This window comes from Acidithiobacillus ferrivorans, from assembly GCF_016250455.1.
GTDB classification, from domain to species: Bacteria; Pseudomonadota; Gammaproteobacteria; order Acidithiobacillales; family Acidithiobacillaceae; genus Acidithiobacillus; species Acidithiobacillus ferrivorans.
This window is the reverse complement of the sequence record NZ_CP059488.1, coordinates 1,400,024-1,417,459: the sequence shown is the minus strand read 5'-3', so window position 1 is coordinate 1,417,459 and position 17,436 is coordinate 1,400,024. Positions and strand designations below refer to the sequence as shown.

Below are 17,436 nucleotides of genomic sequence, written 5' to 3'. Positions count from 1 at the left end.
CCCTCCAGCCTATGCGCACCGAGGTGCATTTTAAACGCTGATTCTAGGGATTACCTGTAGGAAAAGCCATGGAAGCTGCGCTGATACCCGCTGCAGGCGTATAGCCCGTACTCTCCAGACCAGTCTGACCTGAGTCATAGGCAGCAAAAATTTGTGAAGGGACCAGGTAATTACCACCGCCAGGCACCCAGAGCCGTTGTATATCTCTCTGGATAAGTATATCTGTACCGGGGTGCTGCGGCGTAAAGCCGGCTACGGGACGCAGATGAAATTCGTCACTGCGGGACGAAAAGCCCCTCAGCATGGCAGTCGTAGCGTAGTGACCGGACCCGCTGTCAGCAACGGATTGATCTGACGCGATGTTATGCGGCAAGACGCCGACCAGAGTCACTGACACCACCAACACCGCAGCAACGGAACCTGCCTTAATCCAGAAACTCCCGGAAATACCTCGCCGTCGCCCGGTTTGCGGGGCCAGGATACTGGGCTCGCTCACAATCGCCCAGGCAACCCGGTCTGCGAAGTCGGCCGATGCTAACCGGACCCTATTCCGGTCATTTTGGAGAAGAAAAGAGACACAGTACTGAGACTCCCAAGCCTCTCGCAATCCGCGCTCACTTTGCAAACGCGCGGCCAAGCGGTTGGCGCGCAGACCGGTCAACTCGCCCTCCATGAACGCCATCAGTTCTTTTTGCGTTTCATCGTTCATGACTTTTCCTGCTCTAACAACGGGGCCAAAACCTTGGCAATTGATTCACGCGCTCGAAAAATCCGGGACCTTACCGTCCCCACCGGGCACTCCATGACCTGAGCAATTTCGTCGTAACTCAAGCCTTCAAATTCCCGCAAGGTCACCGCCGTGCGCAAATCCTCCGGCAACGCTGCCAATGCAGTATCGATATGCTCTGCCAATTCCTTACTAAGCAGCAACCCTTCTGGGGTATCATATTCCCTTAGTCCATCGGCACTGGCAAATTGTTCCGCATCTTCGGTTTCTGCATCCACAATAGAAACCTGGCGGCTCTGGGCGACAAGGTGATTTTTTGCCGTGTTCACGGCGATACGGTACAACCAGGTATAAAAAGCGCTGTCGCCGCGAAAATTCGCGAGCGCACGATAGGCTTTGACAAAAGCTTCCTGGGCCACATCTTCAGCCTCCTCGGAGGTGCGCACGAAACGCCCGACCAAGGCAATCACCTTGTGCTGGTATTTGCGCACCAGGAGATCAAAGGCTCCTTTTTCTCCCTTTTGCACGCGCTGGACGAGGAGCAGGTCACTGGGTGCGCCATGTTCCTGACCATCCGCAGTGCGGCGTCCCGTAATCTTACCCATTCGGACTTTCCCTTTGTTCTTAGGTGCCGTTCTTCACCTTATCAGCTGGTCATCGTATCATGACCCCTGCTAATTCTCGCAACACTTGTGCCCAGCCCCTCTCCCAGGACAGCAAATGCCTTTTTTCGACTTTCTCATTATCGGCTCCGGCGCCGCCGGACTCGGCACGGCCCTGGGGCTCAGCCGCCTCGGCCGGGTAGGCATCGTGAGCAAAGGACGGGCCGGCGATTCCGCCAGCGACTGGGCACAGGGTGGCATCGCCGCCGTTATGGATATGGACCACGACAGCATTGCCCTGCACATCGAGGATACGCTGGGGGCCGGTGCAGGATTATGTCACCCGAAGGCAGTCCGGCAAATTGTTGGCCGCGGCCCTGAGGCGGTGCGTCAGTTAATCGACTGGGGGGTGCCCTTTGATCGCCAGACAGACGGAAACTGGCATCTTACCCGTGAGGGCGGACACCGGGCGCGCCGGGTACTGCACAGCGCCGACACCACGGGCCACGCTATTGAGAGTACCCTGCTGCGAAGAGCGCTGGCCGAGCCTGCCGTACAGATCGCTGAGGAACACTACGCCAGCGATCTTTGGCTCAACGCGGGCCGTTGCGCGGGCGCCTGGGTGCTCGCTCCGGGAGGTGACCATCCGGAGCTGTGGACGGCACGGGTGGTAATTCTCGCCAGTGGCGGGGCGGGTCAATTGTATCTGCACACCAGTAACCCGCTGGTGGCCACCGGGGACGGCATCGCACTCGCCTATCGGGCGGGTGCGGAAATCGCCAATCTGGAGTTTATCCAGTTTCATCCCACTACGCTCTACAGGCCAGGTAGCGCACCCTTTTTGCTTTCTGAGGCTTTACGCGGTGAGGGAGCGCTCTTACGCCTGCCAGACGGCAGTGCTTTTCTGGAGCATTATGACCCCCGCGCCGAGCTGGCACCGCGGGATATTGTCGCGCGCGCGATTGATGCGGAGATGAAGCAGCATCACCTCGACCATGTCACTCTGGACATCAGCGCGCAGCCCGGCACTCTGGTGCAGCAGCATTTTCCAGCGATTTCTGCGTACTGCCGGGCACAGGGCTATGATCTGACGCGGGAACCGATTCCGGTAGTCCCTGCCGCCCACTATACCTGCGGCGGTGTGGTCGTAGATGCGGCGGGACGCAGCACTATCCCAGGACTCTATGCGGTGGGCGAAGTCAGTTCCACCGGACTGCACGGAGCCAATCGTCTCGCCAGCAATTCATTGCTGGAATGTATGGTGGGTGCGGCAGCGATCGTCGCTGACCTGGAAGGACAGTCGCACCTGCCCGATTGCCCGCGCCAAATGCCCGGGCAGTTGACGGAGCAATCGGCAACAACCGCGCCAGAGATAGACATCGCGGTCTTGCGGCAGGCATTGCAGGCGGGCATGTGGCAAGCAGCAGGTATTATCCGCAACGATGAAGGCCTGCGGTCCGCCAGCGCACACTGGCATGAACTAACCGCGCGCATTGGCGATAGCCTGTACGGGCCGCGGTCTTATCAGGAGCTGCGCAATCTGCGCCAGTGCGCGGAAATCCTCACCCGTTCCGCGCTGTTACGCGAAGAATCCCGTGGCTGTCATTTCAACAGTGACCACCCGCAACTCCGGAGTGTGGCCGCGGATAGCATCAGTCAGCGGGATCAGCAGGGTCCGGTGCTGCGTCCCATTCCTGACGCAATCTGAGCCGCCAGCGCCGCCACAGATCATCGCCTGCCGTGAAGAGACCGATCAGCACATGGCGGCGACCATTGCCACCCTGTAGGGGAATCACCCCCAGACGCGGGTGCAGAAACGGGCGGGCGCGATGTTGAACCGGCACCACGCTACCATCCTCCATTTGTACCCGCAGATCGCTCTCTATACTGAGCAGAATCGCCTCCGGCACGGCCTGGCCGACACGCTGACGCAGAGGGCAGTGCCAGACGGACCATGCCAGCAGCACGGCGAGCAGTGCCAAACCCCAGCGCCAGTCGTGGCCCATCGTAAAAGCCGCGCAGAGCAAAGCCAGTGCACAGGGAATACTCTGTAGCCAGCGCTGTCGCCGGGCACTGCCAAAGGAAAGAATCGGCAGGACTTTGTCGCTGTCATCCATAAGGGTATGATCGGGGCCATGCTGTTTCAGCAACCGGGAGTCCAATCGTATGTCTTCAGCCGTCATTACCTTTACCCCCCTGCGTACGGAACTGGGTTTGATTCATGCCTACGGTGTGGATGCCGAAAAGTTTTTACAAGGGCAATTCTCTAATGATCTGCATGCCCTGGCCAGTGGTCACGGCCAGTGGAGCAGCTACAGTACGGCTAAAGGACGCATGATCGCCAATTTTTACGTGCAGCGCGACGGCGATGGCTTTTGGCTGAGTCTGGCCGCCGATATGGCCGACATAGTCATCGCGCGCCTGCGTAAGTTCCGGATGATGGCCAAGCTGGAGATTGCGCGGGGGGAACCAGAATCCGCCTTATTCGCTGTCTCGGGTAGAGGTGCTGGTGATCTGCTTGGCCATGCCCTCGGGCTTGCGGCGCCGGAAACCGGCAACAGCGGATTGGTCCACGACGACAGGATCATCACCCGTCTGCCATGGGTGGATGCGGAAGCCTTCCTGATCATTTTGCCCGCATCCCGTGCGGAAGCGCTCAGCGCCGGACTAACAGCGGCTGGTGCGCGGGCCGGATCTGCGGAGGATTGGCGACTACAAGCCATTCATGCCGGCGTCGGCATGATCAGCAGCGCCACCACAGAAAAAGTTATTCCCCAGGAACTGAATCTGGAGGTATTGGGCGGTATCAATTTCAAGAAGGGCTGCTATCCGGGGCAGGAGATTGTCGCGCGTTCCCACTATCTCGGCAAACTCAAGAACCAGACCTACCGAATCTCGGCCCGGGCGCCACTGCGAGCGGGTGAAGAGATTTTTAGTGCCAACATGGGGGAACAGAGTATTGGCGTCGTTATCAATGCGGCAGCGGATCCTCAGGATGGCTTTGCCGCACTGGCGGTTTTACGCGCCGCTAACACCGGGGAGGCTCTGATGGCTGGGACGCCGGATGGTACACCTTTGAGCTTGGGGAAGCTTCCCTATACCCTGCCCCTGGACGTCGCCAAAGAGGGATAGTCCATGTGGGGTCTGGTGGCAGGCGTTGTCAGTTATCCGGCATTTGCTTGGTATGGCAAGCGTTACCTGGATGGGCAGGGACTGGAACGCGGTTTTACCCGCACGGTACTGGTGCTTCTGATGGCGACCATACTCTCTTCGGCGCTCGGTTATGGAGTTGCGTGGATGGCCAGTACCCCGCAGAGCCGCAACAGCCAGGCTCAGTTGCAAAAAAAAGGCACCGCGAGTTGGCTGACGAGTTAAAATGCGCGCGCGACCCTGCCAGCGCGCTTTGCCAGTCCACTGCGGAGCAGGCCAACGCTCTGGAGCAAAAACTCCTGTCCGGCCTCGCCGGTAACTATCAAAATCAGTGAGCGATCGCAAAGCCGACAGCGCCTCACCATGCCTGTAGATCAGCTATTGACTCAGGAGACTGGCGCATCCAGAAACAGGGTCAGCACTCCCGTATAACCATATATTTTGTCATGTGAAATTTCGCCATTGGCAAAAAATCCGACCAGAGGGAAGTCGCCCAGGCGCTCCTGGATGATCCGCAATTCCATAGAATCGGGTCCGAACAGACCCTCACCGCGCCCAAGACAGGAGAAATAGAGGCCACCGCGAATCCTTCGCCCCCCCACCAGACGGGTAATTTCTGTGAGCATCCGCTCCATATCTTCGCGCGCCGAGCTGCCATCCCGCTTGCAGAACATCAGGGACTGACCGGTCTCTACATATTCCCCGATTGCCAGCAGCTTGCGCTCGATATCAATACCAAGCAGATTACGCACCATATAGTCGCCACGATCATCGTTTTTGACCGGCAACGCCACAAAAATAAAACCCGCCGCCCGCTGCAAATCCCGGGAGAGGATGTCACCGATCTCTTCATAAAACACGTCGAGCGCCGGACGATCATCCAGACGGGCGATCACATTGCTCTTGGCCTCGGCGATTTGATGGATTGGACCGATGGGGCTACAGCCCTGAGTCAGGCGGGTAACGATGGCGATCTTCTCGCTGAACGTCACGCCACTCAATCCGTCATGCACGACCGTATCGGCAAGTTGCGCACCGTTGGCGCGACTACTGCTGATCCCCCCGGTGATGAAACCGCTACGCATCTTTCCGGCAAAATCCCGGACCAGATCAGGCAGGTCCGGTGTCCGGGAGTCACCGTGGACGATGGCGAAATAAGGCGGATGATCCGCCTCTCCCATGGTCAGCTCCTTACCGGGTTGGTAAGGCTCCAGCCCTGCAAACAAATGGAACGCCGTCTCCGGGAAATCGGTCACCATCAAGGCCAGTGCCGGTTCATCCAGGTATTCCTGAGCAGTCGCACAGATGCCAATCCCCACACAGCCTGTCCAATGCGGCACGCCGGTTTCTTCTCGCAGGGCGCTCAGAATTTCCGGCAGATCAGACTCGAAGCTGTCGCTGACGTAGAGGAACCCCAGCGTACCACCCCGCACCCACGGACCCGCCATCTCTAAAGTGGAGGACAAAGCCATACGCCAATCCGCATCACGGGCATGGCCGTAGGGAAAAAGCCGTTCATTGTGCAAAAAAGAACCTCATGAGCATTTCTTGTAAAAACTGCAAGACGGGGGCGGATACAGAAGGCTGCCATAGCCGGACGGTATCTGTCGAAAACAAATGATACGGCGACTGTTTAGATTGTCGAGGAGAAAAAAGGCCGAATAGCCTTTTAATTTGGTGGAGCCAAGCGGGATCGAACCGCTGACCTCTTGAATGCCATTCAAGCGCTCTCCCAGCTGAGCTATGGCCCCGATGCGGCGTAATATATGGATTCATACAGGCGATGTCAAACATTTTTTGCATGCACCCGGCCATCAGCAGCCTGCGCTCAAAGGTCCACGACCATACCGTCATAGGCGGGAATGACCGTTTCCGGCAACTCCGCAGCCAACGTCGCATAATCGACATCATGGGTCATGTGGGTAAAAATGGTCCGCTCTGCGTCAATGCGCCGCGCCCAGTACAAAGCCTCTTCCACATTAAGATGGGTGGGGTGCTCTGCATAATGCAGGCAGTCAAGAATCAGGACTTTCAGCCCTTGCAACAACATCAGGCTGCTATCCGGGATGGTTTTTAGATCTGTAAGATACGCCACATCATTAAAGCGGTACCCGAGAATAGGCAGTTGACCATGCAGCACGGGTATCGGTGTCACCTCAACCCCACCAAAGGTCTGCGGCGATGCTATCCGGTGCATGGCGAGCGAAGGCTTCGCCCAAGTGATGTCCGGCGGCAGAAAACAATAGCGAAATCGGGTTTCCAATTCTATCGCCGTGCGCTCATCCGCATGGCAAGGGATCACGATCTTCTGCGCAAAATTGAAGGCGCGCAGGTCATCGACACCATTGATATGATCAGCATGAAAATGGGTATACAACACGGCACTCAGCGCCTGCACACCGGCGCGCAACATCTGCTGGCGCAGGTCCGGACCGGTATCCACCAGCAGATTAGTACCCCCATCCTGCACCAGAATACTGGCCCGTAGACGGTGGTTGCGTGGATCAGCGCTGCAACAAACCGGACAATGGCAGGCAATCGCCGGTGTTCCAGCACTGGACCCCGTACCGAGGAATATAATCTTCATGTCGCTACCGCGTGTTTAAACAGTGCGTGGAAATTCGCCGTGGTCTGCACGGCGATATCCTCCTGCGTCTCGCCCCGCAACGCCCCGAGAAAGGCCGCGACATGAGCGACAAAAGCAGGTTCGTTGCGCTTGCCGCGTTGCGGCACGGGGGCCAGATAGGGCGCGTCCGTCTCCACCAGCAGACGATCCGCCGGCATTTTCTTGGCCACCGCCTGCAATTCAACGGACTTTTTGAAAGTCACGATGCCGGAAAAGGATATATAAAAGCCCATATCCATAGCGGCCTTCGCAAAATCCCAGTTTTCGGTGAAGCAATGAATGACACCACCGGCCGCCGCCTCTTCACTGCGCAGCATGGCGATGGTGTCTGCCGCTGCCGCACGGGTGTGGACGATCAGCGGCTTTCCCGTGGCCTTGGAAGCGGCTATATGCCGGGCAAAGCGCTCCCGTTGCCAGGACAGGTCTCCTTCACTACGGAAATAATCGAGGCCGGTCTCGCCGACGGCCACCACCTTGTCGACCGCCAGAGCGGCGAGCAGATGCTCCCATTCCGGGGTCTCTGCTGCGGGTTCGTTGGGATGCACGCCCGCTGCCGCCCACACGCCGGGGTACTCGGCAGTCAGGGCCTGTACCCGCGGCCAGTGCGCCTCGACAACCGCCGCAATCAGCATTTCTTGCACCCCGGCCGCATGCGCGCGCGCCAGAATGCCCGCCCGATCGGCATCAAAATCTTCGAAATCCAGATGACAGTGAGAATCTACCAGCATGCGTTTATGACCCTCTGGCGTATTCAGGCCAATTTTTCCTGCCCGACATGCTGGGCGGGGGATAGACTTCGCCTCTGCCGTGCCGCCTCAAAGAGGCAAACCCCGGTGGCGACGGACACATTCAGACTTTCGATAGATCCCATCATGGGAATATGCGCCAGATAATCGCAGTGCTCGCGGGTAAGGCGGCGCAAACCTTTTTCCTCCCCCCCCATCACCATCACCAGCGGCATCTTCAGATCGAGCGTATAAAGGCTCTGGGCGCCCTCCCCCGCCATCCCGACCAGCCAGAAACCCGTCTCTTGCAAAACAGACAGGGTTCGCGACAGATTGGTCACCGTACAGACCGGAACGCGTGATGCCGATCCGGCAGACGCCTTACGCACGGTGGCATTGACCGGGCAGGCATTATCCTTGGGCAGAATCACCGCATCGACCCCTGCCGCTTCCGCACTGCGCAAACAGGCACCGAGATTGTGAGGATCAAGCACACCATCCAGCACCAGCAGGAAGGCACGGCCTGCCAATTGCGCCAGAATGGTCTCGAAGTCCTGCTCGGAAAAATCGCGCAGCAAGCCGCCCACGCCTTGATGCTTGTCAGTATTCAGTCGCCGGCCCAATGCCGTGCTCCGCCATTCATGCACTGGCAGATGCTGCTCCATGGCTTTTTGCAGTAAGGGCACGACACGGCCATCGCTCCTCCGCTCAGTCGCCACCCAGAGCTCCAGTAATTCTTTTGAATCCAGCGCGGCGCCAACTGCGTGGATACCGTAGAGGGATTCTTTAGTCATCCGGCGCCCCCGCCAACATCGTGAACACTTCAGGATTACGCTGGGAGGGCGGCACACAAGGCAGACCAACCCGCGCAAAGGCCGCCGCTTCGTCAGCTGCCGGGGCCAGATCCCAGCCCGGCAAGCGGCGACACACCGCGACAAACTCGGCTGGCCCCGTATGGGCAATCTGCGCAAAACCCAGGGTCTCGCTTGGTGCCTGATAAAATTTTACCCCGATACCTTCCCGACTCCGTGCCTCCCGCTGACTGGAAACCAATTCCATAAACAGGGAACAGGCGGCAAGTGCAGCATCCCACTCGCCGGGCGTTAACACGCCCTCGCGGAGAAACTCCAGGCGCGGTAACGGCCATTCACCCCGCCGCAAAGGGCCGGTACGCTGCAACTGCCATCCCTGCCCTGCAGCCCAGACAAAAACGCGCGACTCCAGATCCAGATACGCCGACAACGGTAACGTCATGAGCTGAACGCCACCCGCAAGGAACCGTCAAAATGCGCGATCATCATATAGACTCAGAAGCTGTCGAAAATATCGTCAACGATATTATCCGCCACCGCAAATCCCGCACCCAGACCCAGACCAGTCACGACATTACCCAGGAAACCGCTGCCCATACCCGGCTGTCCCTGCATGGGTGCATTCCAGGGACGTTGCTGTCCCATATTGGGGTTCATACCACCCTGCTGCCCCATCCCTTGCATCTGCATCTCCAACTGCTGGATACGCTGCGCCATCTGCTGCAGCATCATCCCCACGTTCTGCTGCTGTTGTTGCAGGTTCATGGCCAGGCTGCGCAAATCCATACTGATCTCGCGTCCGGTCATATTATCCGGTGCCATGGCGTTCACCCGTCCAGCGACCTGCTGCAAGGCCTGCAGGTTGTTCTGGGTCTGCTGCTGCAACTGATTGTATTGTTGATCCAACATTGAGTAGTCCATAGTGTCCTCCTGATTTCACAAAGATAAAATATGCATTTGTTAGATCGGCGGGAAGCCTGTGCAGTTCCACAACCGCAGTGATCGACGCAATTACTCCTGTAAACGAATGCGCCGCTCCCAGGCGCGCCATACCCCACGCGCCAGCAGCACCAGGATAGGTCCGATAATCAGACCAATCAAGCCGAAGGCTTCCGCACCACCGAGAATACTAAAGAACACCAGAAAGAAGGGGGCCTGCGTCTGCGATCCGGTGAGTAGTGGGCGCACCACCAGATCCGCCACGGTAATAACGATAAGCCCCCAGGCGAGCACGAGCAGACCAGCGATCCAATGCCCCGTAAAAGTGAGCCAGAGGGTGGCTGCGCCGACTACGGCCGTGGCACCAAAGGGAATCGGCGATATCAGTGCGGTAGCGACCAACCAAAGGGGCCACATGCTTAGTCCCGCAACAGCGTAAGCGATACCGATAAACATGCCCTCTACCACACCCACACCAATGAGGCCGATCAGCACCGAACGCGCCGCATCCCGGCAGGCGGCCAAATACCGATCGCCGCGATCACGGCCCCAGAGTTGTGTAGCCCCCAGGTGCAGTGCCTCCGTGAGACGCTCACCGTGCAGAGCCAATGCAAACACGGTCAGTGCGGCAAAAAACGTATGCAACGTGAATATCCAGAGCTGACCCAAAGAATCGGTGATGAGGCTGGAATGCGCACTGAGCAGCGCGGAGAGATAAGCACCGTTCAGCCCATGCAAATGGCTGAGCAACCAGTGACCGGCATAGGGAATCTTCAACACCTCCGGCGGCACCTCGACGAGCGGACCACCTGACTGCCAGCGGAAGATGAGCAGTGCTACCTGGGGCAGCACAGAATCAACGATAATGACCGCAGGAATAATGATGATCGCGACCCACGCCAGAGCGTGTATAAGCGAACCCAGCCAGCGTGGGAGATGAAAGCCCCGCTCCAGGCGCAACTGCCAAGGCCAGCCCACTGTTGTCAGCACCGCCCCCATCAGCAGGGGGCCGGCGAATGGACTGAGGGTGTATGCGACGCCAGCATAAACCAGCAGCAACACGAACATGCCCCAATTAGCATAGCCTGATGGCTCTTGGCTTTTTTGCACTCCTGTTCCCCTAATGTGCACTCCACGATGGAGTGCAAAACTACCATAGTGCCACGCCAATGAAAATGCGCATAAACGTCAGAAAAATCGGCAAGATTGATCGGTCAGTGAAGGTGAATACCAGCACGGTCCCAGACCGGTTCGACACCGTCGGGCAACGGTGGCAGATGGCCGATGGCCGCATGACCAACATCCGGGCCATGAAAGTCAGAGCCGACCGAACCCACCATGCCCAGTTGTCTGGCGAGACGTCCCAGATGCTCGCGATCTCCGGCCGCCTGACTGCCGGAGCAGACCTCAAGGCCGATGCCCCCAGCATCCTGGAACTCGGTGAGCAAAGCACGCAGTCGAGTACCGCTGAGCTTGTAGCGACCGGGGTGGGCCAGAACGGCGGATCCACCTGCCGCGTTGATCCAGCCAACGGCTTCGGTCATGGGAATCCAGTCGCTGGGCACGTAGGCCTTACAACCGCGCCCAAGATATTTGCCGAAGGCCTCATTCCCATCTGCACAGTATCCCTCACGCACCAGCCAGCGCGAAAAATGGCTACGCCCCACCATGCGGCTACCCGCCATCGCTCGCGCTCCGGCTTCTGCGTCAGGAATACCGGCACCTTCTAATAAACGTCCGATTTCCAAGGCGCGCCAATCGCGGAAGGCCATAATCCGACTCAAACCACCCTGTAAAATGTTATTCGCTGGATCTATAAAAAGGCCGACAATATGGATGCCCTGGGTGCTCCATTCGCTGGAGACCTCAACGCCGGGGACCAGTTGAATATCCAGTGCCGCCGCCTGCACACGGGCCTCCGCAAGCCCTACGGTGTTGTCATGGTCAGTCAGTGCCATGACGCGCACCCCAGCCGCATGCACCCGCTGCACCAGATCGGTGGGCGTCATGGTGCCATCGGAGGCCAGCGAGTGCATGTGCAAATCAATAGGAGAAACGGGGTTCGGGTGCGACATAAGAAGATTCCTGAATTAAAAAAGAGGATGCCGCTTGCTGCGGAATCCGACACCATTCTGTGCTAGCATAACACGCTCAAGTTCATCGGGCATATCGGAGGCAGCAGTGGCTCTCATCCTGGACATCCCCGGCGCACATAAGCGCTTTGAACAATATGCCACCCCCATCCTCAGTGCCTTTGCCGAGAGCGGCATTGCCACCGGAGAGCAGATCACCCCACCGATGATTGTGGACGCCCTGCGCCAGCTTTTCGCAGTGCTGACAACGGATGTTGCGTCCTGGGACCCCGCACTGCCCGACGACGAGCCGGAGCGTATCAGCGATCTGACCATCGGCCTGCTGATGGATCTCGCTACCTGGGCTGAGCGCCTGGGTGAGCCTCAGGCGAAGACCGCCCTGGAAATGATCACCGTCGGTATCGCTGCATGGGTATGTAATCAACACGGCGCCATCCACACGCTGGAGCCTATCGTCAACGGTCTGGCCATTCTGGCCAATAGTCGCGCGGAAACCGACGAACTGCGTTCCCTGGCCCAATTGATGGGCCAGGTGAAAGAAGCCGCATCCGCAGACTATGCCACCGACCTGGATGGCGCTGACCCGCACCGTCCCTGGCGTATTCTGCTGATGAACTGGGGCATCACAGCAACCCGAGCCCAGGACCCTGCAGAAATGCGCAGCGCGTTTGCGGCAATCCTCCGCCATTTGCCCGCTGATGCGGCACTTTTCTTTCAGGAAGGACGCCAGCAGGTGGCTCAGGGTGATTTTCCGGATGAGGTAAGGGCCGTCATGGAAGAAGCGGCAGAAGGTGCCGGACGTAGTCTGCACTAAGTCATCATAAAAATGGCCAGGACGTCAATCCCGGCCATTTTATCGATTCACCCACGCAGGCTCCTACGATGGGCACACAGGACAACCTGTGTTCAGAGTTCTTTGCCGTGATGCGCCAGAAAGTCGGCAACTCCCTCACTGGTTGGCTTCATGCCGGCTTTACCCTTCTCCCACTGTGCCGGGCAAACTTCTCCGTGTTCTTCAGAGAATTGCAATGCGTCCACCATACGGAGCATTTCGTCAATGTTGCGACCCAAGGGCAAATCGTTGATTACTTCGTGGCGCACCACGCCTTCGCGGTCGATCAGGAAAGAGCCGCGCAGCGCCACCTCATCATTGAGCAGGACGTCATAATTGCGTGCGATGCTCTTGGAGAGATCCGCCACCATAGGGAGCTTGATGTGGCCAATGCCGCCCTTCTCTTCCGGCGTGTTCTTCCAGGCCAGATGAGTGAACTGAGAGTCCACGCTACAGGCAATGACTTCAGTATTGCGGGACTTGAAATCATTCAGGCGATGGTTAAAGGCGAGAATTTCAGACGGACATACGAAGGTGAAATCGAGCGGGTAAAAGAACAGAACCGCATATTTCCCTTTAATATGCTGAGAAAATTGAAACTTCTCGTTGATACTATTATCAGCCATGACGGCGGGGGCCACGAAATCGGGAGCAGCTTTGCCTACTAATACAGCCATCGTAATTCTCCTCTGTTGCGCTAACGGGATGAAGTCCAGATTTTTACTATAGCGAACTTTTCCTGATTTCGCCAAATTTCTGATCGCTCTGGATGCAGGCAAGCCCCCTGTGGGCAGCACGCCCGCCTTAGGCTAGAATAGGCCCCCAGCCCGCCGGATGATTCCGGCCGTAACCCCGTAACCCTTTGACTAAAACGTGAGGAGTCCGGCCCCCATGACATACGTGGTGACTGAATCTTGTATTAAGTGCAAATACACAGACTGTGTAGATGTCTGCCCAGTGGACTGTTTCCGCGAAGGGCCTAATTTTCTGGTCATTGACCCGGATGAGTGCATAGACTGCACGCTCTGCGAGCCAGAATGCCCTGCCGGTGCCATTTTCCGCGATGATGACCTGCCCGAAGGTCAGGAAGAATTTGAGGAAATCAACGCCCGCCTCGCCAAGATCTGGCCGGCCATCATTCACAAGAAAGCAGCGCCCGAAGATGCTGACGCCTGGCTGGAAGTAAAAGATAAACGGGGCCTGCTCGAAGAGTGAGTGACGCTGACGTGCCCACCGCGTTGCGTTCTCCCAGCTTTCGCCGACTCCTCAGCCTGGTCAGCGCGTATCGGGGCCGCATCCTTCTCGCCATGCTCTTCATGATGATTTCTGGCGCAGCCACCGGTGGGGTGGCTTATATGATCAAGCCGGTCCTCGACCGGATCTTCATCGACCGCAACGCCAGCATGCTCCTCTGGCTGCCGCTGGGCGTCATCATGATCTACGCCGTTAAAGGTGGCGCCGATTACCTACAAGCCATCACCCTCGTGCGCGTCGAAGAAGATATACTGCGCGGTCTGCGTGAATGCCTTTTCGCCCACACTCTGCGCCTGCCCCTGGGCACCCTTATCGACAGCAGCCACGGCAGCACTCTGTCGCGGATGAGTCTGGACCTGACTTTATTGCAGCAGGGCCTCGCGGTGCTGGCGCGCTTCTTCCTTTCCACCTTCCAGATTGTCGCGCTCATGGCGGTAGTGTTTTACATGAGCTGGAAGCTGGCGCTGATCAGTTTTATCACCCTGCCCATCGCATTTTATCCCCTGATTCGTTTCGGCCAGAAGTTGCGCCAGCGCGGCGAGCGCCAACAAGAGCAGATGGGCCAGATCATGGACCAATTTTCTCAAAGTCTGCGCGGCGCCGAAGTGATCAAAAGTCAGGGTGGTGAAGGCTTTGAAGCGCAGCGTTTCGCTATTCAGGCGCGTCACTACTTCGACCTGATGATGCAGATGGCCCGTATCCAGAAAGCGACGGTTCCCATCATGGAGATGATTGCGGCGCTGGGCATTGCGGTCATCATCTATCTGGGGGGCAGTCAGGTGGTGAATGGCGGGATGACGACGGGGGCCTTTTTCAGCTTTCTGACGGCGCTGGGGATGATCTATGAGCCCCTGCGCCAACTCTCCTCGGCCAACAATCAACTGCAACAAGGTCTTTCTGCCGCGGACCGGCTCTTCGCCTGGCTGGACCAAGCGGCAGAAGGCAGCCAGCGCTCCCCGACACCGCGCCCCTGGGGCACCTGGCAATGCCACGATCTCCAGTTACAATTGGGGGGCGAAGCGATTTTACGCGGCCTTCATATCACGCTCCCCCCGCTCACGACGACCGCCATCGTTGGCCCCAGTGGCGGCGGCAAAACCAGCCTGGTACGGGTGATACTCGGCTTGTTGCCGCCCAGCGGCGGAGAGATTACAGTAGCCGGACAATCCATCCGCAATCTCCCCGCCGGCGATTATCGCGGCTATTTCAGCTTTGTCGCTCAAGAGCCGGTACTGTTCACCGGGACCGCCCTGAGCAATATCGCCTATGCCGATGCTCAGCCCGATTATGAACGCGCCGAGGCGTCGGCGCGGCAAGCGCACGCCTGGGATTTTTTAGCCCCCATAGGGGGACTGAAAACGCTGATCAAAGGCAATGGCGGCAATCTTTCCGGTGGTCAGCGCCAGCGGCTTGCCATCGCCCGGGCGCTCTATCTGGATCGCCCCGTGCTGGTCCTTGACGAAGCCACCAGCAACCTCGACAGCGAAAGTGAAGAACACATCGCGGAAACCCTCAGCGCCCTTCATGGCCGAAAAACCATCATCATCGTGGCACACCGCCCGCGCACCACCCGCCTCGCTGACCAGATCATCCACCTGGAGCGCGGACAGATCGTGGCAGGAGAACAGGGACACGGAACGATATAAGGGCTCCAGACGTTCAGTCAGAAAGTCTCGCGCAGCGATTGCCGCAGAGTGGCCAAGGCCACAGACAGACGCCGATCACCATCGGCATCCGGTGTCGGACCATAACGCTGGACCAGATAGATTTCACGCACAGATTCCCGCTGATCCTCTGGCAAGCGCTGCCAGAACAAACTCTCTACTCCCGGTCGGTCGTCTTTTAATCCCAAAGTACGCAAAGCGCGCACCGCACGCTGGCGCCAATATCCGACATCCTTACCCACCCGGTGGCGGTACCACAGTATCCATGCCATCAGCAGCGAAGCACTACTGACCACCCCCACCAACCAGTAAGTCAGTGTGGTGTGCCGGTGCCAACCCGGCGCTTTCGGCCAGTGTGGCGTATAGGCAGACAACTGCGCAATCTGCATGATTTGCGTCCCCGCCGACGCCCAGAGGGCGCGCTGTTTGGCCGGCGTCAGGTCGATAACCATATTAAGCCACTGCCATTGCATCCAGTCCCAGAGTTGTAACGCAGTAGGTACCACCGCAGGGGCTGACATACCGGCATGGCTGCCGCCCTGACCAGATATCGTCGCCGGCGTCGCATCCAGACGTACCCAGCCTTGTCCCGGTAGCCAGGCCTGCACCCAGGCATGGGCCATGCTCTGCCGCACAATCCAATAGTTACCCGCTGGGTTGTACTCACCACCGTGATACCCCGTCACCACCCGTGCCGGAATCCCGTCCAGGCGGAGCAGCAGAGCCAACCCACCGGCGTAGTATTCGCAAAAACCCGTATGGGTATGGAGCAAAAAATCCGCCATGCTTTGCCCATGGGGATAGCCTGCTGGCGCCTGCAGGCTGTACCGAAAAGAAGATCCATGAAACCAGTGCAACAGGCGCTGCACCACCACCGCATCGCTGCCACCCGCAAAATGTGCCGCCAGTGCCCGTACTTGCGGACTCGTGTCCGGCACCTGCAAAGCTGCGGTGCGCTCCGCCGCAGAAAGCACACGCGGTTCGGCCGGTGCAGACCAGACAATATAGCGCATGGGCAAGCCGGAGGCCTTGTTCAGACGCAAGACACCACCTGCCTGCTGCCGGTAGCCAACTGGGATATTCAAACGATAAGGCGTAGCTAAGGCAAACAGATAGTCACTGTTATCCGGACTTAGAACGATTTTCTGGCGAATGCCCGTGCTTTCGGTGCCGACACCTGCAGATACCCCATCCCTCACCCTGGCGACAGGTGAATCCGGTATCCAAGTCCGGCCTTCATCGCGCCAAAGGATCGCTCCCACCCAATACAAATGTTCCGGACCAGCTGGCTGCGGAATGATCTGTGCCCGGAAAGCTGTGGCGGAGTCGAGGGCTAAACGGGTAATACTGTCAGGCGACAAAACCGCGCTGAAACCCGAATGTGCCGCTCCCTGTGGCGGTGCCCAGACCCAGAGCGGCGTCGGCGTGCGCGGCAACATCAGAAAGAAAATGGCCGTCACCGGCAACAGCACCAGCAGAAAAACCAGACTGAAGGCCAGCATGTAGCGGAAATCCCGCCAGCGCAGCCCTTCCGTCGTGCGCGCCACCGCTGCATCGGCCAAGGGCTGCCAAAGTAATCCCAGCAGGGATAGATATAAGGCCGTCAACAGAAAAATGCCGAGCAGAATATCCACGCGCAGCCACGCCGCCACCCCCATACCCAACAGCACCAACGCCGCCACCTGATAAAAGTCGCGCTGGCTGCGCATCTCCAATGCCTTCACCGCCAGCAGCACCAGCACCACCTGACTGGCCATCGCCAGCCAGTTGCCCCATCCGGTCAGTAGTAACGCCAGCACCAGCAAAAAAAGGACCAACATCAAACGTTGCGCCGCACTAAGCCAGGGCAGCCGCCCGTGCCAGGCCCCATACAGCCCTAAACCGGTCGCTACGACCCAAACCCCTGTGGCCCAGAGTGCTGCCTCCGAACCCAGCGCCAGGAGCATAAAGACACCCATCAATGCCGCCAGCAAAGAACCCACACTACGCGTGGGAAGTCGCAGCCCAGACAT

Annotated in this window: 20 protein-coding genes and 1 tRNA gene; 7 read left to right on the top strand and 14 right to left on the bottom strand. The window is 58.4% G+C overall.

Annotated elements, in window-relative coordinates; translation table 11 throughout:
* Positions 1-43 precede the first annotated feature (43 nt).
* On the bottom strand, positions 44-709 hold the full coding sequence (locus H2515_RS07025; protein WP_035192911.1) for a sigma-E factor negative regulatory protein: 666 nt from the start codon (positions 707-709) through the stop codon (positions 44-46).
* A complete protein-coding gene (gene rpoE / locus H2515_RS07020) occupies positions 706-1,332 on the bottom strand; it encodes an RNA polymerase sigma factor RpoE (protein WP_014029149.1) in 627 nt (208 codons plus the stop codon). Before rpoE ends, H2515_RS07025 begins: the two co-directional genes overlap by 4 nt.
* A 115-nt stretch (positions 1,333-1,447) precedes the next feature.
* On the opposite strand from rpoE, the gene nadB reads away from it, so the two are divergent.
* Complete coding sequence (gene nadB / locus H2515_RS07015) at positions 1,448-3,037, top strand: L-aspartate oxidase (protein ID WP_198661274.1); 1,590 nt, start codon at positions 1,448-1,450, stop codon at positions 3,035-3,037.
* On the opposite strand, the gene H2515_RS07010 is transcribed toward nadB, so the two are convergent.
* A complete protein-coding gene (locus H2515_RS07010; protein ID WP_143217843.1) occupies positions 2,982-3,512 on the bottom strand; it encodes a hypothetical protein in 531 nt (176 codons plus the stop codon). The genes nadB and H2515_RS07010 overlap by 56 nt on opposite strands.
* On the opposite strand from H2515_RS07010, the gene ygfZ reads away from it, so the two are divergent.
* From ygfZ to H2515_RS16325, 3 genes are read left to right on the top strand one after another with little or no spacing between them, the layout of a single operon-like run.
* Positions 3,496-4,461: a CAF17-like 4Fe-4S cluster assembly/insertion protein YgfZ gene (gene ygfZ / locus H2515_RS07005; RefSeq protein ID WP_198661273.1), complete on the top strand. Its 966-nt coding sequence runs from the start codon at positions 3,496-3,498 to the stop codon at positions 4,459-4,461. The two genes, H2515_RS07010 and ygfZ, sit on opposite strands and share 17 nt — an antisense overlap.
* A 3-nt stretch (positions 4,462-4,464) precedes the next feature.
* On the top strand, positions 4,465-4,704 hold the full coding sequence (locus H2515_RS07000) for a hypothetical protein (RefSeq protein WP_232821606.1): 240 nt from the start codon (positions 4,465-4,467) through the stop codon (positions 4,702-4,704).
* Positions 4,689-4,814, top strand: a complete 126-nt coding sequence (locus H2515_RS16325; RefSeq protein ID WP_269802061.1) for a hypothetical protein — start codon at positions 4,689-4,691, stop codon at positions 4,812-4,814. Before H2515_RS07000 ends, H2515_RS16325 begins: the two co-directional genes overlap by 16 nt.
* 51 nt (positions 4,815-4,865) lie before the next feature.
* On the opposite strand, the gene H2515_RS06995 is transcribed toward H2515_RS16325, so the two are convergent.
* The 9 genes from H2515_RS06995 to H2515_RS06955 form a co-directional block, all read right to left on the bottom strand.
* The gene (locus tag H2515_RS06995) at positions 4,866-6,005 is read right to left on the bottom strand and encodes an FIST signal transduction protein (RefSeq protein WP_198661272.1); all 1,140 of its coding nucleotides are present in this window, start codon (positions 6,003-6,005) and stop codon (positions 4,866-4,868) included.
* A gap of 149 nt (positions 6,006-6,154) precedes the next feature.
* A tRNA-Ala gene (locus tag H2515_RS06990) sits at positions 6,155-6,230 on the bottom strand.
* A gap of 77 nt (positions 6,231-6,307) precedes the next feature.
* Positions 6,308-7,066, bottom strand: a complete 759-nt coding sequence (locus H2515_RS06985) for an MBL fold metallo-hydrolase (RefSeq protein ID WP_065413089.1) — start codon at positions 7,064-7,066, stop codon at positions 6,308-6,310.
* A complete protein-coding gene (locus tag H2515_RS06980) occupies positions 7,063-7,833 on the bottom strand; it encodes a TatD family hydrolase (RefSeq protein WP_198661271.1) in 771 nt (256 codons plus the stop codon). The genes H2515_RS06985 and H2515_RS06980 overlap by 4 nt, the downstream gene beginning before the upstream one ends.
* 23 nt (positions 7,834-7,856) lie before the next feature.
* Positions 7,857-8,624, bottom strand: coding sequence for a 23S rRNA (guanosine(2251)-2'-O)-methyltransferase RlmB (rlmB, locus tag H2515_RS06975; protein WP_198661270.1), 768 nt, complete (start codon positions 8,622-8,624; stop codon positions 7,857-7,859).
* A complete protein-coding gene (locus tag H2515_RS06970) occupies positions 8,617-9,084 on the bottom strand; it encodes a hypothetical protein (RefSeq protein WP_065412619.1) in 468 nt (155 codons plus the stop codon). The genes rlmB and H2515_RS06970 overlap by 8 nt, the downstream gene beginning before the upstream one ends.
* Before the next feature lie 53 nt (positions 9,085-9,137).
* Positions 9,138-9,563 (bottom strand): hypothetical protein, encoded by a 426-nt coding sequence (locus H2515_RS06965; RefSeq protein ID WP_172804411.1) that lies wholly within the window; start codon positions 9,561-9,563, stop codon positions 9,138-9,140.
* A gap of 90 nt (positions 9,564-9,653) precedes the next feature.
* On the bottom strand, positions 9,654-10,691 hold the full coding sequence (locus H2515_RS06960) for an AI-2E family transporter (RefSeq protein WP_232821605.1): 1,038 nt from the start codon (positions 10,689-10,691) through the stop codon (positions 9,654-9,656).
* A gap of 104 nt (positions 10,692-10,795) precedes the next feature.
* Complete coding sequence (locus tag H2515_RS06955) at positions 10,796-11,656, bottom strand: PHP domain-containing protein (RefSeq protein ID WP_065412618.1); 861 nt, start codon at positions 11,654-11,656, stop codon at positions 10,796-10,798.
* Between the two features lie 106 nt (positions 11,657-11,762).
* On the opposite strand from H2515_RS06955, the gene H2515_RS06950 reads away from it, so the two are divergent.
* Entirely contained in the window at positions 11,763-12,488 is a 726-nt protein-coding gene (locus tag H2515_RS06950) for a hypothetical protein (protein WP_065412617.1), read from the top strand.
* Between the two features lie 92 nt (positions 12,489-12,580).
* Here the strand turns inward: H2515_RS06950 and H2515_RS06945 are convergent, their stop codons facing one another.
* Positions 12,581-13,183: a peroxiredoxin gene (locus H2515_RS06945; RefSeq protein ID WP_035191654.1), complete on the bottom strand. Its 603-nt coding sequence runs from the start codon at positions 13,181-13,183 to the stop codon at positions 12,581-12,583.
* Between the two features lie 214 nt (positions 13,184-13,397).
* Between H2515_RS06945 and fdxA the strand changes: the two genes are divergently transcribed.
* Positions 13,398-13,721 (top strand): ferredoxin FdxA, encoded by a 324-nt coding sequence (gene fdxA, locus H2515_RS06940; protein WP_035191655.1) that lies wholly within the window; start codon positions 13,398-13,400, stop codon positions 13,719-13,721.
* Positions 13,718-15,406, top strand: a complete 1,689-nt coding sequence (locus H2515_RS06935) for an ABC transporter ATP-binding protein (protein WP_065412616.1) — start codon at positions 13,718-13,720, stop codon at positions 15,404-15,406. The genes fdxA and H2515_RS06935 overlap by 4 nt, the downstream gene beginning before the upstream one ends.
* Before the next feature lie 17 nt (positions 15,407-15,423).
* Here the strand turns inward: H2515_RS06935 and H2515_RS06930 are convergent, their stop codons facing one another.
* Positions 15,424-17,436: a transglutaminase family protein gene (locus H2515_RS06930; protein WP_065412615.1), complete on the bottom strand. Its 2,013-nt coding sequence runs from the start codon at positions 17,434-17,436 to the stop codon at positions 15,424-15,426.